The following is a 22,428-nucleotide window of genomic DNA, read 5'->3' as shown; positions in this document are numbered from 1 at the left end:
ACACGTCAGCCAGCATCAGCTCTGCTTGTAGCCCCGCACTTCGTCGACGCCACGGTTGGCCAACTGGTCGGCGCGCTCGTTGCCGTGATGGCCGATGTGCCCGCGCACCCATTTCCAGGTGATGTTATGGCGGTTGCATTGCTCATCGAGCAATTGCCACAGGTCGGCGTTCTTGACCGGCTCCTTGGCCGCCGTCTTCCAGCCGCGCTTCTTCCAGTTGACCATCCACTCATTGATGCCCTTCATCACGTATTGCGAGTCGGTCACCAGCAGCACGTCGCAACGCCGCTTGAGCTCTTCCAGGCCGCGAATGGCGCCCATCAGCTCCATGCGGTTGTTGGTGGTGTTGGCTTCGCCGCCCCAGAGTTCCTTCTCCACGCCCTTGCACACCAGCAAGGCGCCCCAGCCGCCGGGGCCAGGGTTGCCTTTGCAGGCGCCATCGGTGAAGAGTTCAACGCTATCGGTCATCGGTTGCATCCATCAAAACGGGTCGCCGGGCATAGGCCAACAGCATCCCGAGGCCGAATGATTCGGCCTGAAATCAAAAAGAGGGTTCTACGGTTCGCTTTGCTTGCGGTTGACCTTGGCCATCGGCATCGGCACCAGCTTGCCCATGGGTTGGCGTAGCACCTGACGCACCGGCCGCAGCCCGACCACGATCTTGCGTGCAACCAGTAAATAGAAGCCGCCACCCGACAGTTGCCAGGCCCCCGCCCGACGCTCCCAGCCGGCCAGACGGCCCTGCCACTTGGTCGACGCGAGCGGCGGACGATAGCATCCGAAGCGGCGTTTCTCCAGTGCGAAGCCCAGCAGGTTCAGCCAGTCCCCCACTCGCGACGGTGAGATGCAACGGGCCTGGCGCAGGCCGTCATGGGCGAACACATGGCGCAGGCCCCAACTGCTCCAGGGGTTGATGCCGACAATCAGCAAATGGCCACCTGGGCGCACGCTGCTGGCAGCTTCGCGCAACAAACCGTGGGGTGACAGGCAGAAATCCAGGCCATGCTGCAGCACCACCACATCGGCAGCGTGCTCGCTCAACGGCCAGGCCTGCTCTTCGCAGACGATCTCCACCCCCGGCAACGGCGCGCCCAGGCGCACATTGCGCTGCACCTGCGGCGCGGACGGCGGCGTCTGGGCCGACGGACCGTAATGCACCAGGTAACCGCCAAAGAACCGGCCCAGCTCGTCTTCGAGCATGCTCCGTTCTTCATCCAGCAAAAATTGCCCGATCGGCCCGGACAGCCAGTCACGGGCTGCGCTGATCAGGGCCAGCCATTCAGGATCGGCCTGGGCGAACGCTTTATCAGTCATTGCATTCTCCAACTCGCCTAGACGTTCTAAGATGCACCAATGTGTTCAGCTTGGCGAATCGAAGAATGATACAGATCAGTGCCCTGCCCGCCTTCACCGATAACTACATCTGGTTGTTACAGGAACCCCAAACCCGCCGCTGTGCCGTGGTCGACCCCGGCGATGCGGCCCCCGTGCTGGCCTGGCTCGAGCAGAACCCGGAGTGGACGCTCAGCGACATCCTCATCACTCACCATCACCATGATCATGTGGGTGGCGTCGAAGCACTGAAACGTGTGACCGGTGCCAAGGTCTACGGCCCAGCCAGCGAAACGATCCCAGCGCGGGACGTTGCCCTGCAGGACAACGACCGCATCACCGTGCTGGGCTGGGACTTCGCCGTGTACGCCGTCCCCGGCCATACCCTCGGCCATCTCGCCTTCTATCACCAGGGCGTGCTGTTCTGCGGCGACACCCTCTTCGCCGCCGGTTGCGGTCGCCTGTTCGAAGGCACGCCAGCGCAAATGCACACCTCGCTGCAACGCCTGGCTGCCCTGCCGGCCGACACCCTGGTGTACTGCACCCATGAATACACGCAGAGTAATCTCAGGTTTGCCCACGCGGTGGAACCGGACAACGCCGATATCGCCGAACGGCTGGAAAGCGTCAACCAACTGCGCGCCCGTGGCGAGATCACGCTGCCTTCCAACCTGGCCCTGGAAAAGCGCACCAACCCGTTCCTGCGTACCGCTGAAACATCCGTTAAACAAAAAGCTGACGAACGGAATGGCCGCGACAACCGCTCTGGAGCCGAGGTGTTTGCTAGCTTGAGGGCTTGGAAAGATAAGTTCTAACGTGACGCAGTCTGATACGAAATTTCTGAATGGTTGACCGGAACCAAAGCGCTTTCTAGAATCGCCCGACATTTTTGCCCGGAACTTACTTCCAGCCAATGTCGTCATCTACTCGTAAATCCAATCATTCAGACGCATTGACCCGCCTGGCTCAAGCCGTGGCGGTGGCTGTCTCCGCGACTCTGGCGGGCTGCCAATCGACCAATTTCGCTGCACAATCCACCGTGCAACCCAAACCGAATCTTGCTGCCAAGATCAAGCAAAAACCTATTTGGCTCTCAGAGAAGCCCAGCCCCGAAGCCCCCCAGGATGTCTGGGAACGCATGCGTCGGGGCTTTCAATTGCAGGACGGCGTCGGCGTCAACCCGCGTATCGAGCAACAGCGCCTGTGGTTCGCCAGCAACCCGTCCTTCCTGGAGAACGCCGGGGAACGTGGCAGCCTCTACATTCATTACATCGTCGAACGCCTTGAAGAACGCAACATGCCCCTGGAGCTGGCGCTGCTGCCGGTGATTGAAAGCGCCTATAACCCAATGGCCTATTCGCGCAGCGATGCGGTCGGCTTGTGGCAGTTCATTCCCTCCACCGGACGCTACTTCAACCTGCGCCAGACTCGCGCCTACGACGGTCGTCGCGATATCACCGCCTCCACCACCGCCGCCCTGGACTATCTGACACGTCTGCATGACATGTTCAACGGCGACTGGCTGCTGGCCCTGGCAGCGTATAACGCCGGCGAAGGCACGGTAAGCCGGGCGATCGAGCGCAACGAGAAGCTCGGTCTGCCAACCGATTACTGGAACCTGCCCCTGCCCCAGGAAACCAAGGACTACGTGCCCAAGTTCCTGGCGCTGTCCCAGGTAGTGCTGGCCCCCGAAGCCTATGGCGTCAACCTGAACCCGATTGCCAACACGCCGTATTTCAAAATGGTTGAAGTCAAGCAAAGCATGGACCTGTCACGGGTCGCCGCATTGGCCGAGATCGACGAAGACGAACTGTTCCAGCTCAATCCGGCGCTGAAACAACGCACCACCCTGGACGGTCCCCAGCATTTGCTCGTGCCCAGCTCCAAGGCACAACTGTTGACCAGCAGCCTTTCGGCGATGAAGCCTGAAGAATTGCTGGCGTTGCGCCCGAAAAAGCCGGTATTCGACGAAGTCGAGACCCGGTCCGTGGCTGGCCGTACCCGCAACTACAAGGTGCGCAACGGCGACAACCTGACGCTGATCGCCAAAGCCAACAAGGTCGACGTGCATGACCTGCAGCGCTGGAACAAGCTCAACGGCCAGGCGCTCAAGGTCGGCCAGACCCTGGTGATGCAGGACACGCGCAAGCTGGTGGCCAAGGCCGACAGCAAGAAACCAGCGCAGTACAAGGTCAAGAAAGGCGACTCGCTGTATATCGTCGCCAAGCGTTTCAACGTTGAGATGCAACATCTCAAGCGCTGGAACCCACGCACTGGCATGGCGCTCAAGCCTGGGCAGATGCTGGTGGTTTCCGGGCCAAGATAAACCGCAGGCAAGCGCGCTCCTGTGGGAGCTGGCTTGCCTGCGATGCAGACACCGAGGTGTATCAGTTACATCAGGGTGATGCCATCGCAGGCAAGTCAGCTCCCACATTTGATCTCTACGCCGTTCAATACCCCGCCAGCCTCATGCCACCCTTTCCAACAGCCTTTTTCCAACGGGAACAAGCTGTTACTGTACCGATCATAAAGCCCAAGCTGCCTGGATCGGATCTCTGACTTGACGCGTCCCCTCCTTCTACTAATAAGTCTGGCCTTGAGCTTTGCTGCGCACGCGACGATTACCGAAAGCCACGGTTATGCGCAGTTCGGCACGCTCAAGTACCCGACCAAATTCACCCACTTCGATTGGGTAAACCCTGCAGCGCCGAAAGGCGGGACGTTGCGGGTCATGGCGTTTGGCACGTTCGACACCCTCAACCCCTATACCTTCAAGGGTTCGAGCCCGGTTTCCACGCCAAATTTCCTGCAATACGGCGTCAATGAGCTGAACGAACCGTTGATGGTCGGCACTGGCCAGTACGCGCCGTCCGGCGATGAACCGACCTCCAGCTACGGGCTGATTGCCCAGTCGGTGGAGTACAGCGAGGACCGTAGTTGGGTGGTGTTCAACCTGCGCCCGGAAGCGCGCTTTCACGATGGCAAGCCGATCACCGCGTATGACGTGGCGTTTTCCTATCGCACCCTGCTGACCGAAGGTCATCCGCAGTACCGCACCAACCTGCAGGAAGTGGCGCGGGTCGACATCCTCAACCGCCACCGTATCCGTTTTGTATTCAAGCGCGCGGGCAACCCGTTGCTGATCCTGCGCCTGGGCGAACTGCCGGTGCTGCCCCAGCACTACTGGAAAAACCGCGACTTCAAGGCCACCACCTTCGAACCACCGCTGGGCAGCGGGCCTTATCGCCTCAGCAAAGTCACCCCTGGCCGGCAGTTGGTGTTCGAGCGGGTCAAGGACTATTGGGGCAAGGACCTGCCGGTCAACCAGGGTTTCTATAATTTCGACAAGGTCGAAGTGGAGTTCTACCGCGACAGCGACGTCGCCTTCGAAGCCTTCAAGGCCGGCGAGTTCGATATCTATATCGAGCACCAGGCCAAGAACTGGGCGAATGGCTACAACTTCCCGGCGATCAACCGCGGCGACGTGATCAAGGCGCAGATCGCCCACCAGATCCCGACCCAAAGCCAGGGCCTGTTCATGAACACCCGGCGCCCGACCTTCAGTCAGGCCAAGGTGCGCGAAGCCCTGGGGCTGATGTTCGACTTTGAATGGACCAACCGCAGCCTGTTCAGCGGCGCCTATAAACGCACCTTGAGCTATTACCCCAACAGCGAATTTTCGGCGACCGGCGTCCCGGTCGGCCATGAATGGTTGCTGCTCTCACCCTACCGCGACCAACTGCCGGCCAATCTCTACACCCAACCGTTCAGCCTGCCCCAGACCGACGGGCACGGCATCCCCCGCGAGACCCTGCGCCGCGCCCTGGCCCTGCTCGGCGAAGGCGGCTGGAAGCTGTCCGGGCAACGCCTGCTCAACAAGGACGGGCAACCGCTGCGGTTCGAGATCCTGCTGGTCAACCCGAACCTGGAGCGCATCCTGCAGCCCTATGTGGAAAACCTGAACAGTATCGGCATCGACGCGCACCTGCGCACAGTCGACCGGGCGCAATACAAACAGCGCCTCGATCAGTTCGACTTCGACATGATCCTGATGACCCTCAACCAAACCCTCAGCCCCGGCCTTGAGCAGTGGCAGTACTTCCACTCCAGCCAGGCGGCGATCAAGGGCAGCAAGAACTACGCCGGCATCGCCAATCCGGTGGTCGACCGCCTGCTCGAACACCTGCTGTCGGCACAGACCCGCGACGAACAACTGGCCGCCGGCCGGGCTCTGGACCGGGTCCTGCTGTGGCAGCATTACAGCATTCCCAACTGGTACCTCAACTATCATCGCTTGGCGTACCGCAACCGGTTCGCCTTTGTCACCACGCCGCCCTACAGCCTGGGCCTGAGCGCATGGTGGCTGAAAGCTTCGGAGAAAGCCCAATGATGTCTTTGCGTACTGCACTGCTCGGCAGTCTGTTGCTATGCACGGCGGTCAACGCCGCCCCGCAACATGCGCTGACCCTCTACAACGAGCCGCCCAAGTACCCCGCCAACTTCAAGCACTTCGACTACGTCAACCCCAACGCCCCCAAGGGCGGCACCTTTCGCGAATCGAGCATGGGCGGTTTCGACAGTCTCAACCCCTACATCAGCAAGGGCGTGCCGGCAGACAATATCAGCCTGATCTACGACACCCTGGCCATGCAGAGCCTGGACGAACCCATCACCGAATACGGCCTGGTGGCCGGCAAGATCGAAAAAGCCCCGGACAACAGCTGGGTACGCTTCTACCTGCGCCCCGAAGCACGCTTCCACGATGGCCACCCGATCCACGCCGAAGACGTGGTGTTCACCTTCCAGATGCTGATGAAGGACGGCTCGCCGCTCTACCGCACCTACTACGCCGACGTCGACGAAGTGGTGGCCGAAGACCCGCAGCGCGTGCTGTTCAAGTTCAAGCGCACCAACAACCGCGAATTGCCGCTGATCCTCGGGCAATTGCCGGTATTGCCCAAGCATTGGTGGGCCACCCGCGACTTCACCAAGGGCAACCTGGAAATCCCGCTGGGCAGCGGGCCGTACAAGGTCGCCGAGGTCAAGGCCGGGCGCATGATTCGCTACGAGCGGGTCAAGGACTACTGGGCCAAGGACCTGCCGATCACCCAGGGTTTCTACAACTTCGATCAGCGCATCACCGACTATTACCGCGACAGCACGGTATCCCTGGAAGCGTTGAAGGCCGGGCAGTTCGACTACTGGCTGGAATTCAGCGCGAAGAACTGGGCCAACGCCTACAACATTCCGGCGGTGGCCGAAGGGCGCCTGGTCAAGGAAGAGCTCCCCAACGGCAACCCCACCGGCATGCAGGGTTTCGTGTTCAACACGCGCAAGCCGATGTTCCAGGACGTGCGCGTGCGCAAGGCCATCAGCCTGTTGCTGGATTTCGAGTGGAGCAACAAACAGCTGTTCAACGGCGCCTACACCCGCACCCGCAGCTACTTCGAGAACTCGGAGATGGCCGCCACCGGCCTGCCCGGCCCGGACGAGTTGGCCATCCTCGAACCGCTGCGCGACAAGATCCCCGCCGAAGTCTTCACCCAGGCCTTTGCACCGTCCAAAACCGACGGCAGCGGCATGATCCGCACCCAGCAGCGCGAGGCCTACCAACTGTTGCAGGAAGCCGGCTGGCGCATCGTCGACGACAAGATGGTCGACGCCACCGGCAAACCGGTGACCATCGAATTCCTGCTGGCGCAGACCGAGTTCGAACGTATCCTGCTGCCCTTCAAACGCAACCTGGCGGACCTGGGTATCGACCTGGTAATTCGCCGGGTCGACGTCTCGCAATTCGTCAACCGCCTGCGCTCGCGGGATTTCGACATGCTGGTGGGCAGCTTCCCGCAGTCCACCTCGCCGGGTAACGAACAACGCGAATTCTGGAAATCCTCCAGCGCCGATAAACCCGGCAGCCGCAACTACATGGGCCTCAAGGACCCGGCCGTCGACCAACTGGTAGAGGAACTGATCGACGCCGACTCGCGCCAAAGCCTGGTCGCCCATGCCAAGGCCCTGGATCGCGTGCTGCAATTTGGCTACTACGTGATCCCCAACTGGCACATCAAGACCTTCCGCGTGGCCTACTGGGACCACCTCGGCCATCCGAAGGTAGCACCGCGCTATGACGTCGGCACCGCCACCTGGTGGGCCAAACCCGACGTCAAACCTGCCATCACCCTAGACACGAGCGCCGACCCGGCGAGCGGAGGCGATTAAATGTTGGCCTATATTGTTCGCCGCCTGTTGCTGATCATCCCCACGCTGTTCGGGATTCTGTTGATCAACTTCATCATCATCCAGGCCGCCCCCGGTGGTCCGGTGGAGCAGATGATCGCCAAACTCGAAGGCTTCGAAGGCGCCACCAGCCGTATTGCCGGCGGCGGTGCCGAAGTCGCGGTGGCCGGTTCCAGCTACCGTGGCGCCCAAGGCCTGGACCCGGCGCTGATCAAGGAAATCGAAACCATGTACGGTTTCGACAAGTCGGCACCGGAACGCTTGTGGATCATGGTCAAGAACTACGCCCGGCTGGATTTTGGCAACAGCTTCTTTCGTGACGCCAAGGTCATCGACCTGATCAAGGAAAAGATGCCGGTGTCCATCTCCCTCGGGTTATGGAGCACGCTGATCATGTACCTGGTCTCGATCCCGCTGGGAATCGCCAAGGCCACGCGACACGGCAGCCACTTCGACGTATGGACCAGCTCGGCGATCATCGTCGGCTACGCAATCCCGGCGTTCCTGTTCGCGATCCTGCTGATCGTGGTGTTTGCCGGCGGCAGTTACTTCGACTGGTTCCCCTTGCGCGGGCTGACCTCCAACAATTTCGATGAGTTGAGCTGGGGCGGCAAGATCCTCGACTACTTCTGGCACCTGGCCTTGCCCATCACCGCGCTGGTAATCGGCAACTTCGCGACCATGACGCTGCTGACCAAAAACAGCTTTCTCGACGAGATCAACAAGCAGTACGTGGTCACCGCCAAGGCCAAGGGCCTGACCAACCACCGCGTGCTCTACGGCCACGTGTTCCGCAACGCCATGCTGCTGGTGATCGCCGGTTTCCCGTCGGCGTTCATCGGGATTTTCTTCACCGGGTCCTTGCTGGTGGAAGTGATCTTCTCCCTCGACGGCCTCGGCCTGATGAGCTTTGAAGCGGCGATCAACCGCGATTACCCGGTGGTGTTCGGCACGCTGTTTATCTTCACCCTGCTCGGGTTGGTGGTGAAACTGATCGGTGACCTCACCTACACCCTGGTCGATCCGCGTATCGACTTCGCCAGCCGGGAGCATTGAGATGAAACTGTCCCCCCTCAATCGCCGCCGATTCGAGCGGTTCAAGGCGAACAAGCGTGGCTGGTGGTCGCTGTGGCTGTTCCTGATCCTGTTCGGCCTGAGCCTGGGCGCCGAGCTGATCGCCAACGACAAACCGCTGGCGGTGCATTACGACGGTGACTGGTATTTCCCGGCGCTCAAGCGCTACCCGGAAACCACCTTCGGCGGCGAATTTCCCCTGGAGGCCAACTACAAGAGCCCGTATATCCAGGAACTGCTCAAGGCCAAGGACGCCTGGACGCTGTGGGCGCCGATCCCGTTCAGCTACCAGAGCATCAACTACGACCTGAGGGTGCCGGCCCCCGCGCCGCCGTCTTCGGTCAACCTGCTGGGCACCGATGACCAGGGCCGCGACGTCTTGGCACGGGTGATCTACGGCTTCCGTGTGTCGGTGCTGTTTGCCCTGACCCTGACCGTGCTCAGTTCGATCATCGGCGTGATCGCCGGTGCCCTGCAGGGTTTCTATGGCGGCTGGGTCGACCTGGCCGGGCAACGCTTCCTGGAGATCTGGTCGGGCTTGCCGGTGCTGTACCTGCTGATCATCCTCGCCAGCTTCGTACAGCCCAACTTCTGGTGGCTGCTGGGGATCATGCTGCTGTTCTCGTGGATGAGCCTGGTGGACGTGGTCCGCGCCGAGTTCCTGCGCGGGCGCAACCTGGAATACGTGCGCGCGGCCAGGGCACTGGGCATGCAGAACGTCGCAATCATGTTCCGGCATATCCTGCCCAACGCCATGGTCTCGACCATGACCTTCATGCCGTTCATCCTCACCGGCGCCATCGGCACCCTGACCGCCCTGGACTTCCTCGGCTTCGGCCTGCCGGCGGGTTCGCCGTCGCTGGGAGAACTGGTGGCCCAGGGTAAATCCAACCTGCAAGCGCCGTGGCTGGGCATGAGTGCCTTCGCCGTGCTGGCGATCATGTTGAGCTTGCTGGTGTTTATCGGCGAGTCCGCTCGCGATGCCTTCGACCCGAGGAAATGAGATGAATCAGGACAATCTGATCGAAGTCCGCGACCTCTGCGTCGAGTTCGTCACCGGCGAGCATCACCACCGCGTGGTGAACAACGTCAGCTTCGACATCAAGCGCGGCGAAACCCTGGCGCTGGTCGGCGAAAGCGGCTCCGGCAAATCGGTGACCGCCCACTCGATCCTGCGTCTGCTGCCCTACCCCTTGGCGCGGCACCCCGCCGGCACCATCGAATACGCCGGCCAGGACCTGCTGACCCTCAAAGAAAAAACCATCCGGCATATTCGCGGCAACCGCATTGCGATGATCTTCCAGGAGCCGATGACCTCGTTGAACCCGCTGCACTGCATCGAGAAGCAGATCAACGAAGTGCTCGGCCTGCACAAAGGGCTGACCGGTAAAGTCGCGACCCGACGCACTCTGGAGTTGCTCGAACTGGTGGGCATTCCCGAGCCGCATAAACGCCTCAAGGCCCTGCCCCACGAACTGTCCGGCGGCCAGCGCCAACGGGTGATGATCGCCATGGCCCTGGCCAACGAGCCGGAGCTGTTGATCGCCGACGAACCGACCACCGCCCTCGACGTGACGGTGCAGTTGAAGATCCTCGAACTGCTCAAGGAACTGCAGGCGCGCCTGGGCATGGCGTTGCTGCTGATCAGCCACGACTTGAACCTGGTGCGGCGCATTGCCCACCGGGTGTGCGTGATGCAGCAGGGTTGCATCGTCGAACAAGCCGATTGCGAAACCTTGTTCCAGTCGCCGCAGCACCCTTACACCCAGGAACTGCTCGCCGCCGAACCCAGCGGTGGGCCGGCCGACACGGCCGTCGGGCCGCCGTTGCTAGAAGTCGATGATTTGAAAGTCTGGTTTCCGATCAAAAAAGGCTTTCTGCGCAACACCGTCGACTACGTCAAGGCGGTCGACGGCATCAATTTCAGCCTGCCCCAGGGGCAAACCCTGGGCATCGTCGGCGAAAGCGGCTCAGGCAAGTCCACCCTCGGCCTGGCGATCCTGCGTCTGATCGCGAGCAAAGGCGGGATTCGCTTCGAAGGCCAGCAACTCGACCGCCTGACCCAGCAACAGGTACGCCCGTTGCGCCGGGAAATGCAGGTGGTGTTCCAGGACCCGTTCGGCAGCCTCAGCCCGCGCATGTGCGTCAGTGAGATCGTCGGCGAAGGCCTGCGCATTCACAAGATGGGCAGCCCGGCGGAGCAGGAAGCGGCGATTATTGCGGCGCTCAAGGAAGTCGGCCTCGACCCGCAATCGCGGCATCGCTACCCCCACGAGTTCTCCGGCGGCCAGCGCCAACGCATCGCCATTGCCCGCGCCCTGGTACTCAAACCGCGCCTGATTCTGCTCGACGAACCGACCTCGGCGCTCGACCGCACGGTACAGCGCCAAGTGGTGGAATTGCTGCGCGGTTTGCAGGCCAAGTACAACCTGACCTATCTGTTCATCAGCCATGACCTGGCCGTGGTGAAAGCGCTAAGTCACCAGTTGATGGTGGTCAAGCACGGGCAGGTGGTGGAACAGGGCGATGCCCCAGCGATTTTCGCCAACCCACAACATGCCTATACCCGGCAGTTGCTGGAGGCGGCGTTTCTGGTGCCGACGCCTTAGCACGTGACAGTGACCTATCCGCTCGTTGCGAAGGGATAGGTCGCTCGCGTCAGGCCGCCAGCCCGCGCCCTGCCCGCTCCAGGTTGCGCCACAACCAGGGCGGCAGCACATCGGAGTCGAGGCTGTCGATCAGGTTCTTCAAGCCCAGCCCCAACTCCGTATCGCCTTCAATCACCAAGCGGCGCCGGAAGAACAAGGTGTCCGGGTCTTCCTGCCGACTGGCCAGCAACAAGAACTCGCGCCAGTTACCACTGATCGTCACCTGGGCCTCGGCTTTTTCGGCAAGGCGCAAACCGTCCCGTGCCAGGGTCAGGTACCAGCACAGCCCGAGATCCGGGATGCGCAAGCACATCCAGCGCCCGCGCAGCAGGTCAAAGCCGCCGTCGCGCAACGGCTCGGCCAGGCAGCGGTTGAGACCTTGCTGCAAGGCCAGGCGCTGCACCCGGAACGGCACGTGGCGCACCAGCGGCAGCAAGCGATCGGCGCCCTTGAGCAGCCATTGTTTGCGACTCAACACAGGCCCACCTCCTCGACCCGCAGCATGCCGGCCTGGCCGTGCCAGTAACCGTTGCAGCCGTCGACGCACAACGGCGGCATTGCGCCCTGGCGCACCTGATCGAAAGCCTGGACCACGCCGACCATGCCCTCAGCCCGTGGGCTCAGGCGCAACAGGTCAGCACCACACGCGACCAGGCCGGGGTAATCGGCGAGCAAGTTGGTGACATCGGCCGACATCGTCTGAATCCCGTTCAAGGTGAACAGCGGCTGCCCTTCCTGGCTGGTCAGGGCCATGCCATCGGGGTAGTTGATGCAACAGAACTGACAATCGTCCTTGGGCCGGTTTTCCGCGCGGGCGGTGAAGCAACGGGCCGAGTACGCCAGCGGCAAATGCCCGTAGGCGAAGATCTCCACTTCGGGCAACGGCCGGCCGAGTTCGCGCACCTGCTCCAGTACATCGGCGATCAGGCTTTGCGAGCACTCCACCGGCGGCACCCAACGCTGCATGCCCGCATCGAGCAATTGCACCAGGGCGTGGCCGTTGTACAGGTTGAGCGCCGGGCCGCCGACAAAGGGCAGCTTGCGCTCGATCAGCAACTGCACCGCGCCCATGTCGTTGGCTTCAACCAGCACCTCGCCGTTGTCGCACAGGCGGCGCAGGCTCGACAGCTCGGAGGCGGCTTCGATCAAGGTCAGGCTCGACAGCACGATCTGCGCCGGACTGCACGACTGCAACTCGCGGCCCAGGCCCAACCATTGATCCAGCGAAAACGCGCGGCGTTTGGAGCACACGGTTTCCCCCAGGTAAATCACGTCCAGGGGCAAGCCGGCCATGTCTGAATAGAAGCGCCCCAGGTGTTCCTTATCCCAATAAAACAGCACCGGTCCCAGGCTGAGTTTCATCTGTAATTCCTCACTGCCATGCGCGATGGTAAGCACCCAGGGTGGTCTGGCTGCCTTCGGAAAGTCCGGCCAGCACCTGGCGCCACTGGTCCTTGACCACAAAATTGGCCGGGGCGCTGCGGTGGGCGTCGAGGGCGGCGCGCCAGACTCGGGTGACTTGTTCCACATAGGCCGGGCTGCGTTGCCGGCCTTCGATCTTCACCGCTGCCACGCCAATGGCGCTGAGTTCGGGCAACAGGTCCAGGGTGTCGAGGCTGGTCGGTTCTTCCAGGGCGTGGAAACGCTTGCCGCCGACCAGGAAGCGGCCTTTGCACAAGGTCGGGTAGCCGGCCGGTTCCTCCGGGGTGTAGCGGTCGATCAGCACTTCACTGAGGCGTGCGCTGAGGCCATCGGCGTCGTCGCTCCAGCGCACCGCCTTGGCCGGCGAGCACACGCCGCACAGGTTGGGCGACTCACCGGTGATATACGACGACAAGTGGCAACGCCCTTCGGCCATGATGCACAGGCTGCCGAAGCCGAACACTTCGATCGGCACCACGCTGCTCGCCGCCACCTGCCGCACCTGGGCCAGGGACAGCACCCGCGGCAGCACCGCGCGACGAATGCCATAACGCTCGACGTAGAACTTCAGCGCCGCCGCGTGGGTGGCCGAGCCCTGCACCGACAAGTGCAACGCCATCTGCGGATGGCGCGCAGCGGCGTAACCGAGCACACCGGGGTCGCCGGCGATCAGCGCATCCACGCCATGATCGGCCGCGCGGTCGACGGCGCGCTGCCAGCGTGACCAGATCTTCGGTTGCGGGTAGGTGTTGACCGCCACATACAGCTTGCGCTGGTGCTGGCGGATATGGGCGACGGCGGCATCGAACTGTTTGTCGTCCATGTTCAGCCCGGCGAAATGCCGGGCATTGGTGTCATCGCGAAAACCGACATACACCGCATCGGCGCCTTGGCGCACCGCGGCTTTCAGCGCAGGCAGGTTGCCTGCCGGGCAGACCAGTTGCATGGAGACTCCTCATTGAAACTCGGCGAAAGACAGGAAAGGCACCGGTGCGTCCTTGAGCAACAGTTGCTCGGGCTCGACGATCACCAGGCCATCGGCCCAGCAGGCGGCAGTGAGCATCGCCGAGCTTTGCTGGGGGTGCAGGACGGCGCGCAATTGCCCATCCTCGCCCGGGCTCAAGCGCGCGCGCAGGTACTGGCGACGCTTGTTGGGGGTGGACCATTCAAACCCGGCCGGCACCTGGATCGGCACCGGCAATACGCGCTCGACACCCTGGGCGCGCAACAGGAACGGACGCACCACCACCAACGTGGTGATCAGCGCGGCGGACGGGTTGCCGGGCAGGCCGATCCACGGTTTGCCCGCGACTTCGCCAAACGCCAGGGGCTTGCCGGGCTGGATCGCCAGGCGCCAGAAATCCACGCGACCGAGCTCCTGGATGGCTTGCTTGAGATGGTCCTCCTCGCCGACCGACACGCCGCCGGTGGTCAGCAGCAGGTCGCATTCGGAGGACGCCAGGATCAACGCGTCGCGGCTGGCGGCCAGCGCGTCGGCCATCACCCCGTAGTCGAGCACCTCCACGCCCCAGCCGCGCAATAACGCGGTCACCAGGTGGCGGTTGCTGTTGTAGATCTGTCCCGGCGCCAGTGACTCGCCCGGCTCGCGCAGTTCATCGCCGCTGCTCAGCAGGCACACGCGCAGAGGGCGATAGACCTTGACCCAAGGGATGCCGGCCGACGCCAGCAGACCGACTTCCTGGGCGCGCAGACGCTGGCCGACACGCAACAGGCTTTGCCCGCGTTGCAGCTCTTCGCCGCGCTTGCGCACGTGTTCGCCCAGACGCAGCGGTGGGCACCAGATGCGCTGGCCGTAGACGCGGCAACGCTCCTGGGGCACCACGCTGTCGGCGCCGGGCGGCAATGGCGCGCCGGTGAAAATCCGCACCGTTTGCCCGGCCTGCAACGGCACATCGCTGCTGTGCCCGGCGGCAATCCGCCCGGCCAACACCAGGTAGCCGCCCTGCTCCGGCACATCGGCGGCGCGCAGGGCGTAGCCGTCCATGGCGCTGTTGTCCCAGCCCGGCAAGTCGAGGGGGGAAAACAGTTCTTCGGCGATCACCCGGCCCGCAGCCTGGCCGAGGGGGATCACTTCGGTGACTGGCACAGGCGGCGCCTGGGCCAGCAGTTGCGCGATCGCCTCGTCCACCGGCATCAACGACCCGCTGTCACACACGCGGGTGTTCATGACCGCGCCTCACAGGCGCTGAGCGTCTGTTCGAACTGGGGCTTGAGGTGCGCAACGAAGTTGCACGGGCCGGTGCGGCTGTCCAATTGACTGACCAGAATCTGGTCCCAGGCGGTGCGGCACGCGCCGGGCGAACCGGGCACGCAACACACCAGCACGCCGTTGCTCATGCCCGCCAGCGCGCGGGACTGCAAGGTGGACATGCCGATTTCCGCCAGGGACACCTGGCGGAACAGCTCGCCAAAACCGTCCACCTGTTTATCCAGCAGCGGCAACACCGCTTGTGGCGTGTTGTCGCGGGCGGTGAAGCCGGTGCCGCCGGTCATCAGGATCACTTGCACCTGAGGGTCGGCGATCCACTGCGAGACACGGGCGCGGATCTGGTAGATATCGTCCATCACCAGGCCACGGTCGATCAGCACATGGCCGGCACCTTCAAGGCGCTCTACCAGAGTCTGCCCGGAGGTATCGGTGTCAAAGGTGCGGGTGTCGCTGATGGTCAGCACGGCGATGTTCAGGGAGACAAAACTGCGTTGGGTCAAATGGGCCATGATCAAGGCTCCAGGCAGATAAAAAGATGCGCTCAGCCTGCGCCGCAACGGGCGCAGGGCCTATTCCTCGAAGGAGGTACCTCGTCAGGGCGCCAGCCGCGTGCGCTGCCAGGCGCCGTCTTGCAGGCGGTAGTCGAGGCGGTCATGCAGGCGGTCAGGGCGGCCTTGCCAGAACTCGATGCGGCGCGGCTTCAGGCAGTACCCGCCCCAATGCTCGGGCCGTGGCGGCTGCTGGCCGGCGAAACGTTCGGTGACCTCACGCAGCAAACCTTCCAGCTCGCTGCGGTGGGCCAGGGGCTGACTCTGCGGCGAGGCCCAGGCGCCGAGTTGGCTGGCGGCCGGACGGGCGACGAAATAGGCGTCCGACAGCGCCGGATCGAGGCGCTCGACCGCGCCTTCAATGCGCACCTGGCGCTCCAGGCCCGGCCAGAAAAACGTCATCGCCGCTTGGGGGTTGCTCGCCAGTTCCTCGCCCTTGGCGCTCTGGTAATTGCCAAAAAACACAAAGCCCTCGGCGCTGAAGCCCTTGAGCAGCAGGATGCGGCAATGGGCGCCCCCTTCACTGTCGACCGTGGCCAGGGCCATGCTGTTGGCCTCGGCGGGAGGCACTTCGGTTTTGCGGGCCTGGCTCAGCCACTGACCGAACAACACCAGCGGATCGTCCTGCTCGCCGTCGTCCCGCAGGCCGTAGAGGGTGTAGTTGCGGCGCAGTTGCGCGAGGGACAGGGGCATGGGACGGACCTCCAGAGAATTCGCCACAGTGTGGGAACTGCGCAGGTTCTATCCCTTGATCACGATCAACAATCCGCCGCGGCATGGCGCCGCACGCCGCTCACCACAATGACTTCGCCAGGACCACGATCACCACCATGTGCGCGAGAATGCTGCGTCGTATCCACAGCGCACGCTTGGGGCTCAGGCGCTCGTGGGTCAGCCAGTAGGCCAGCAGCAGGTAGTGCCCGATGATGCTCAGGGCCAGCAGGATTTTCAGGCTCAGGAACAGTCCGAAATGACTGTTCCAGGGCATGCCGCGGTAATGCCAGGCCAGGCCGATGCCCGCGCCATACAGCAGCACTACCACGCCATGCAGCACCCGCCGCGAACGCCGGGCGATGGCGTGTTCGGCAGTGAAGCGCGCCGACCAGGCCAGCTCCTCGCGGGCGCTGTGCCAGATCATCACTTCAAAAAACAGCGTGCCGATAAAGGCGATCGCCGCCAGCAGATGCACGATCAACAACCACGAATACAGCATGCAATGCTCCTAACCGGGATGCCCGTCGACCCGCGCTTGCCACAGCATCGGCGCATAACGCCACAGGTACAGGCCCAGGCCGACCGTCCAGCAAATCCCCGCCAGCCACAAGGCCGCCACGGGCCAGATCAACACCAGCACCACCCGGCACACTGCGGCCAGGTTCAACAGTGCAAACGCCAGGGTCATCCCGCCCGGCGGCTGCAACGGCCGACCGGTATGGCCCAGGCTGACCCGCGCCACCATCGCCAGGATCATCCCGGCCATGGCGCCGATCGTCAGCGCATGCACGGCCAGGCTCGGGTTGAGCGGCGCGCCGAAATGCCACAGCGCCATGCCCAGACAGGCCACAGCCAACCACGCATATGCCAGGTGCAGCGACCACAGCAGCGGCACGCGCCACAGGCCACGGTCATGCCAGCGCACCAGGCGCAGCAGGTGGCCCAGGCCAAGCACGGCGAACAGCGCGCCGCTCCAGCCACTGGGGAACACCGCCAGCCCGCTGGCGTAGAGCAACGCTATCAGGATCGAACCGCCGAGCAATACGCGGTCCAGCCACGGCCACGGCTTGACCGCATCGACCCGGCCCAGGCCACGCTGGGTAAAGAACGGAATCACCCGGCCGCCGATCAGCCCCATCATCGCCGCCACCAGCCACAAACCCGTGAGCACCGCCTGGCGCTGCATGCCTTCGTCCTGGCGCAGCACCCCATAGAGCGCCAACGCGTCTGCCACGGCGAGCAGGCCCAGCACCAATACAATCGGGTAGTTGCGGGTTTGCCTGACCTTCCACAGCGTCCAGCCCATCACCCCAGCCACGGCCAGCGGAAAACTCAGCTCCAGCACCGCCAGCAGCGGCCATGGCAGGTTAACCAACCAACCCAGGCGTGCCGCCAGCCATAGACCGGCGAGCAGCGCCAGCGGCGCGCCGCTGAGGCCGGGGCGGCCGGTCCAGGTTTGCACCGCCGTCAGCAAAAAGCCGGCGATGATCGCCACGCCAAAGCCGAACAGCAGCTCATGCCGGTGCCAGGCCAACCAGCCGCCGGCCGGTTGCCAAGTACCGGTGGCGCCGCCCAGGGCAAACAACCACAGCGGAATTGCCAGCACCGCCAGCAGGCAGGCGCCGAGGAAAAACGGGCGGAACGCCAGGCGAAACAAAGGGGGAATGGCCATGGCCTTGCGTCGATCAAGCACTTGCATAGCACGGCTCCTAAACGGATGAATGCGACAATCTTGCGCTGTCGCCTGCGCATTGCCCTTGTCGTAGATCAAGCACGCCCGCCACGAACAGGGGAACTTTGCCGGGAAATAACCGACTGAATCCGGTACGCTCAGCGTTTTTACTCAAGGAGTTAATTCCCATGGCCAAAGCCACCGCCCGTCACATCCTCGTTGCCACCGAAGACAAGTGCAATGAACTCAAGGCCCAAATCGAAGGCGGCGCCGATTTCGCAGACGTTGCCAAAGCCAATTCCACCTGCCCCTCCAGCCGTCAAGGCGGCGACCTGGGCTCGTTCGGTCCAGGCCAGATGGTTAAAGAATTCGACGCCGTGGTGTTCAGCGCCCCGGTCAACACTGTGCAAGGCCCGGTGAAAACCCAGTTCGGTTATCACCTGCTGGAAGTCACCAGCCGTCAGGACTGATTCAGTCCGCGCTGATGCTTGAAACAACGGCCCGCCTTTTGGTGGGCCGTTGTGCATGGGATGACTGGCGATGCTCAGGCCGTTAGCGTACAAATCCCTATTCTTCTTCACCCGGCGCTCAAGGCTGATAATGCGACTGGTTTTTTCGACTCTATTTAGCTCCACCCTGGCCCTGCTGCTGGCCAGTACCGCTGTGATCGCAGCCCCGCAAACCTACCTGACCGTGTATGGCGAACCGGCCAAGTATGCCGCCGGCTTCAGCCATTTCGACTATGCCAACCCCAACGCGCCCAAGGGCGGCAGCCTGCGGCGCTCGGCCATCGAGATCGGGCGCTTCGACCATGTGCTGCCCTATATCGACAAAGGCATCGGCGTGTCCCAGATCGACGGCTGGCTGTATTCGCCGCTGGCCCTGCGTTCCCTGGATGAACCGTACACCGTTTACGGCCTGGTCGCCGAGAAGATGGAACGTGCGGACGACGGCCTGTCGCTGCGCTTCTACCTCAACCCCAAGGCACGGTTTGCCGATGGCACACCGATCACCGCCGAAGACGTGCGCTACAGCTTCGATTTGCTGATGACCCAGGGCAGCCTGCGCTTTCGCACGCTGTTCGCCGACGTCAAACACGTCGAAGTCGAAGGCGAGCGGCAGGTGCGCTTCGATTTTTCCAGCGATGAAAACCGCACCCTGCCGCTGGATATCGCCACCCTGCCAGTGTTCCCCGAGCACTGGTGGAAAACCCGCGACTTCGCCAACGGCGGCGGCTACGAAGCGCCGCTGGGCAGCGGCCCGTATAAGGTCAGCAAGATCGACGCGGGCAGCACCATCACCTTTACCCGCAACCCTGACTGGTGGGGCAAGGACTTGCCAGTCAGCCGTGGCCTGTACAACTTCGATCACCTGAGCCTGGAATATTTCGGCGACACCGAAGTGGCGCGCCAGGTGCTGCGTGGCGGCGCGTATGACTTCAACCGCGAGTTCTCCGCCACCGGCTACTCCATCGGCTACAACGGCCCGGCGCTGGATGACGGGCGCCTGCAACGTGCGCACCTGGCCAAAGAGATGCCGCAACCGGCCCAGGGCTATGTGTTCAACGTGCAGAACCCGATGTTCAAGGACCGTCGCGTGCGCCAGGCCCTGGCGATGCTGTGGGATTTCGAATGGGCCAACCGGCAGATGATGCGCAACCTGTACATCCGCCAGCAGAGCTACTTCTCCAATAGCCCGCTGGCCGCGAGCCAATTGCCCACTCCAGAAGAGCTGGCGATCCTCGAACCGCTGCGCGGCCAGGTGCCCGACGAGGTGTTCACCCAGGTCTTCAAGGCGCCGGTCACCGACGGCAGCGGCATGATCCGCGACAAGCAACTGCAAGCCCTGGCCCTGCTGGAAGAAGCCGGCTGGAAACCCGATGGCGACAAGCTGGTCAACGCCGAGGGCGAGCCGCTGGAGTTCACCTTCCTCAATGCCCAGGCCGGCCTGGAACGCCTGTTGCTGCCGTACAAGCGCAACCTGGCACAGATCGGCATCACCCTGAACATCCGCCGCATCGACTCCTCGCAGTACGTCAACCGGCTGATGACACGGGACTACGACATGATCGTCACCGGTTTCCCGGTCACCATGTCGCCGGGGATGGAGCTGTACAACTACTTCGGTTCCACCGCCGCGTTCGACCCGGGCGCCAACAACTACACGGTGCTCAAGGACCCGGCCATCGACAGCCTGATCAAGGGCCTGGTGAAAGCCAACACCCAGGCGCAGATGCTCACCTACGCCCATGCGCTGGACCGGGTGCTGCAATGGAACTACCTGTGGATCCCCAATTACTACCCGCCCGGCACGTCCGCCGCGTGGTGGAACCGCTTCGGCCGCCCGGCGATCGAGGCGAAGAATGACGAAGCCCTGGAAACCTGGTGGGAAATCAGCCCCACGCCACTGACGAACGAACAAATGAACGCGCAGCTTAAAAAACGCGGAGGAGCCCACTGATGTTTGCCTATATCGTGCGCCGCCTGCTGTTGATCATCCCGACGCTGGTGATCATCCTGCTGGTCAACTTCGTGATCGTACAGGCCGCGCCCGGCGGGCCGGTGGAACAGGCGATCGCCCACCTGCAAGGCATCGGCGGCGGTGCCATCGGCGGCTCCGCAGGCGAAGGCCTCAGCAGCGGCTCGCGGGCCAGCCGGGGCCTGGACCCGAAACTGATCAAGGACATCGAAAAACAATACGGTTTCGACAAGCCGGCACCGGAACGCCTGTGGCTGATGCTCAAGAGCTACGCCCAACTGGACTTCGGCAACAGCTTCTTTCGCGGCGCGACAGTCACCGACCTGATCCTGGAAAAAATGCCGGTCACCATCTCCCTCGGCCTGTGGGCCACGCTGATCACCTACCTGGTGTCGATCCCATTGGGGATTCGCAAGGCAGTGCGCCATGGCAGCAGCTTCGATGTGTGGAGCAGCACCGCGATCGTGATCGGCTATGCGATGCCGGCGTTCCTGTTTGCGATGTTCCTGATCGTGGTGTTCGCTGGCGGCACGTCGCTGAACTGGTTCCCGGTGCGCGGCCTGGTCTCGGAAAACTTCGACGAACTGAGCACGGTGGGCAAGATCGCCGACTACTTCTGGCACCTGGTCTTGCCGGTCACGGCGCTGGTGATTGGCGGCTTCGCCACGCTGACCATCCTGACGAAAAACTCGTTCCTCAATGAGATCACGCGCCAGTACGTAGTCACCGCCCGCGCCAAAGGTTTGAGCGAACGCCGCGTGCTGTACGGCCATGTGTTCCGCAATGCGATGCTGCTGGTGATTTCGGGGATTCCCCAGGCGTTTATCAGCGTGTTCTTTGCCGGCTCGCTGCTGATCGAAGTGATCTTCTCCCTCGATGGCCTCGGGCGCATGAGCTACGAAGCCGCCGTGTCCCGCGACTATCCGGTAGTGTTTGGCTCGTTGTTTATCTTCACCTTGTTCGGCCTCCTGATAAAACTGATCGGCGACCTCTGCTACACCCTGGTGGACCCGCGTATCGACTTCGCCGCGAGGAACGCCTGATGCTCAATCTGTCTCCCGTGGCCCGCCGGCGTTTCGAACGGTTCAAGAAAAACCGGCGCGGCTGGTGGTCGCTGTGGCTGTTTATCGGCCTGTTTATCCTGACCCTGGGCGGCGAGCTGATCGCCAACGACAAGCCCCTGGTGTTGAGCTTCAAGAACGAGCTGTATTTCCCGGTGTTCAAGCGCTACACCGAACAGCAGTTCGGCGGGCAATTGCCGTTCCAGGCGGATTATCGCAGCGACTACGTGCAAAAGCTGATCAAGCAGGACGGCGGCTGGATGCTGTTCCCGCCGGTGCCGTTCAGCGATGACACGCCCAACTACGAGCTGACCCGCCCTGCCCCCAGCCCGCCTTCAGCGGTGAACTGGCTGGGCACCGATGACCAGTCGCGCGATGTACTGGCGCGGGTGATCTTCGGCGCGCGGGTGTCGATCCTGTTTGCCCTGGCGCTCACGGTGATCAGTGCGAGCATCGGCATCGCTTCCGGCGCGTTGCAGGGTTACTACGGCGGCTGGGTCGACTTGCTCGGCCAACGCCTCCTGGAAGTGTGGTCCGGGTTGCCGGTGCTGTACCTGCTGATCATCCTGTCCGGTTTTGTCGAACCGAACTTCTGGTGGCTGCTGGGGATCATGGCGCTGTTTTCCTGGCTGGCCCTGGTGGACGTGGTGCGCGCCGAGTTCCTGCGCGGGCGCAACCTGGAGTACGTCAAGGCGGCGCGGGCGTTGGGTTTGGGTGACGCCAAGATCATTCGCCGGCATATCCTGCCCAATGCCATGACGGCCACCCTGAGCTACCTGCCGTTCATTTTGACCGGTGCGATTTCCACCTTAAGCGCCCTGGATTTCCTCGGTTTTGGCATGCCCGCAGGCAGCGCGTCGTTGGGTGAGTTGATCGCCCAGGGCAAGCAAAACCTGCAAGCGCCCTGGTTGGGCCTGACGGCGTTTTTCACCTTGGCGCTGATCCTGTCGCTGCTGGTATTTATCGGCGAGGCGTTGCGTGATGCCTTCGACCCCCGTTCATGAGTGAGTCT

21 protein-coding genes are annotated in these 22,428 nt (G+C 62.9%); 11 read left to right on the top strand and 10 right to left on the bottom strand.

All coding sequences use genetic code 11. From position 1 onward, the window contains the following. Positions 1-15: 15 nt before the first annotated feature. Both rnhA and J2Y83_RS11395 read right to left on the bottom strand, forming a co-directional pair. Positions 16-468 (bottom strand): ribonuclease HI, encoded by a 453-nt coding sequence (gene rnhA / locus J2Y83_RS11400; protein ID WP_069075857.1) that lies wholly within the window; start codon positions 466-468, stop codon positions 16-18. Positions 469-555: 87 nt separating this feature from the next. After that, positions 556-1,314: a class I SAM-dependent methyltransferase gene (locus tag J2Y83_RS11395; RefSeq protein WP_247399351.1), complete on the bottom strand. Its 759-nt coding sequence runs from the start codon at positions 1,312-1,314 to the stop codon at positions 556-558. A gap of 65 nt (positions 1,315-1,379) precedes the next feature. Here J2Y83_RS11395 and gloB point away from each other — a divergent pair, with 65 nt between their 5' ends. The 7 genes from gloB to J2Y83_RS11360 all read left to right on the top strand — a co-directional run bounded on the left by gloB (position 1,380) and on the right by J2Y83_RS11360 (position 11,252). Beyond that, entirely contained in the window at positions 1,380-2,147 is a 768-nt protein-coding gene (gene gloB, locus J2Y83_RS11390) for a hydroxyacylglutathione hydrolase (RefSeq protein ID WP_253395237.1), read from the top strand. Between the two features lie 98 nt (positions 2,148-2,245). Next, positions 2,246-3,658, top strand: a complete 1,413-nt coding sequence (locus J2Y83_RS11385; protein WP_253395235.1) for a lytic transglycosylase domain-containing protein — start codon at positions 2,246-2,248, stop codon at positions 3,656-3,658. A 234-nt stretch (positions 3,659-3,892) separates the two neighbouring features. After that, positions 3,893-5,722: an extracellular solute-binding protein gene (locus J2Y83_RS11380; protein WP_253395234.1), complete on the top strand. Its 1,830-nt coding sequence runs from the start codon at positions 3,893-3,895 to the stop codon at positions 5,720-5,722. Then, entirely contained in the window at positions 5,719-7,551 is a 1,833-nt protein-coding gene (locus tag J2Y83_RS11375; protein WP_253395233.1) for an extracellular solute-binding protein, read from the top strand. Before J2Y83_RS11380 ends, J2Y83_RS11375 begins: the two co-directional genes overlap by 4 nt. Further along, a complete protein-coding gene (locus J2Y83_RS11370; RefSeq protein ID WP_253395232.1) occupies positions 7,552-8,625 on the top strand; it encodes a microcin C ABC transporter permease YejB in 1,074 nt (357 codons plus the stop codon). 1 nt (position 8,626) lies between these two features. Next, positions 8,627-9,646 (top strand): ABC transporter permease, encoded by a 1,020-nt coding sequence (locus J2Y83_RS11365; RefSeq protein ID WP_253395231.1) that lies wholly within the window; start codon positions 8,627-8,629, stop codon positions 9,644-9,646. 1 nt (position 9,647) lies between these two features. Next, the gene (locus tag J2Y83_RS11360) at positions 9,648-11,252 is read left to right on the top strand and encodes an ABC transporter ATP-binding protein (RefSeq protein WP_253395230.1); all 1,605 of its coding nucleotides are present in this window, start codon (positions 9,648-9,650) and stop codon (positions 11,250-11,252) included. Between the two features lie 49 nt (positions 11,253-11,301). Here the strand turns inward: J2Y83_RS11360 and ubiT are convergent, their stop codons facing one another. From ubiT to J2Y83_RS11320, 8 genes are all read right to left on the bottom strand, one after another. Next, entirely contained in the window at positions 11,302-11,769 is a 468-nt protein-coding gene (gene ubiT / locus J2Y83_RS11355) for a ubiquinone anaerobic biosynthesis accessory factor UbiT (protein ID WP_253395229.1), read from the bottom strand. Then, positions 11,763-12,653 (bottom strand): U32 family peptidase, encoded by an 891-nt coding sequence (locus J2Y83_RS11350; RefSeq protein ID WP_253395227.1) that lies wholly within the window; start codon positions 12,651-12,653, stop codon positions 11,763-11,765. Before J2Y83_RS11350 ends, ubiT begins: the two co-directional genes overlap by 7 nt. A gap of 10 nt (positions 12,654-12,663) precedes the next feature. After that, positions 12,664-13,659 carry a ubiquinone anaerobic biosynthesis protein UbiU gene (gene ubiU / locus J2Y83_RS11345; RefSeq protein WP_253395225.1) on the bottom strand — a complete coding sequence of 332 codons (996 nt, stop codon included), beginning with the start codon at positions 13,657-13,659 and terminating at the stop codon, positions 12,664-12,666. A 9-nt stretch (positions 13,660-13,668) separates the two neighbouring features. Continuing rightward, entirely contained in the window at positions 13,669-14,901 is a 1,233-nt protein-coding gene (locus J2Y83_RS11340; protein ID WP_253395224.1) for a molybdopterin molybdotransferase MoeA, read from the bottom strand. Further along, the gene (gene moaB, locus J2Y83_RS11335) at positions 14,898-15,452 is read right to left on the bottom strand and encodes a molybdenum cofactor biosynthesis protein B (protein ID WP_253395223.1); all 555 of its coding nucleotides are present in this window, start codon (positions 15,450-15,452) and stop codon (positions 14,898-14,900) included. The genes J2Y83_RS11340 and moaB overlap by 4 nt, the downstream gene beginning before the upstream one ends. Positions 15,453-15,536: 84 nt before the next feature. Beyond that, positions 15,537-16,184, bottom strand: coding sequence for a pyridoxamine 5'-phosphate oxidase (pdxH, locus tag J2Y83_RS11330; RefSeq protein WP_253395222.1), 648 nt, complete (start codon positions 16,182-16,184; stop codon positions 15,537-15,539). 100 nt (positions 16,185-16,284) lie between these two features. Next, entirely contained in the window at positions 16,285-16,704 is a 420-nt protein-coding gene (locus J2Y83_RS11325) for a hypothetical protein (RefSeq protein ID WP_253395221.1), read from the bottom strand. Positions 16,705-16,713: 9 nt separating this feature from the next. Further along, positions 16,714-17,904, bottom strand: a complete 1,191-nt coding sequence (locus tag J2Y83_RS11320) for an NnrS family protein (RefSeq protein WP_253395220.1) — start codon at positions 17,902-17,904, stop codon at positions 16,714-16,716. Between the two features lie 161 nt (positions 17,905-18,065). On the opposite strand from J2Y83_RS11320, the gene J2Y83_RS11315 reads away from it, so the two are divergent. The 4 genes from J2Y83_RS11315 (at position 18,066) to J2Y83_RS11300 (ending at position 22,420) form a co-directional block, all read left to right on the top strand. Further along, positions 18,066-18,347: a peptidylprolyl isomerase gene (locus J2Y83_RS11315; RefSeq protein ID WP_247408156.1), complete on the top strand. Its 282-nt coding sequence runs from the start codon at positions 18,066-18,068 to the stop codon at positions 18,345-18,347. A gap of 130 nt (positions 18,348-18,477) precedes the next feature. Then, entirely contained in the window at positions 18,478-20,337 is a 1,860-nt protein-coding gene (locus tag J2Y83_RS11310) for an extracellular solute-binding protein (protein ID WP_253395219.1), read from the top strand. Continuing rightward, entirely contained in the window at positions 20,337-21,398 is a 1,062-nt protein-coding gene (locus J2Y83_RS11305) for a microcin C ABC transporter permease YejB (protein ID WP_253395218.1), read from the top strand. Before J2Y83_RS11310 ends, J2Y83_RS11305 begins: the two co-directional genes overlap by 1 nt. Then, on the top strand, positions 21,398-22,420 hold the full coding sequence (locus J2Y83_RS11300; protein WP_247407106.1) for an ABC transporter permease: 1,023 nt from the start codon (positions 21,398-21,400) through the stop codon (positions 22,418-22,420). Before J2Y83_RS11305 ends, J2Y83_RS11300 begins: the two co-directional genes overlap by 1 nt. Positions 22,421-22,428 lie beyond the last annotated feature (8 nt).

The sequence above is a fragment of the Pseudomonas marginalis genome, assembly GCF_024169655.1.
Lineage (GTDB): Bacteria > Pseudomonadota > Gammaproteobacteria > Pseudomonadales > Pseudomonadaceae > Aquipseudomonas > Aquipseudomonas paraveronii.
The sequence above is the reverse complement of the archived record's forward strand: the minus strand, read 5'-3'. Positions and strand labels throughout refer to the sequence as shown.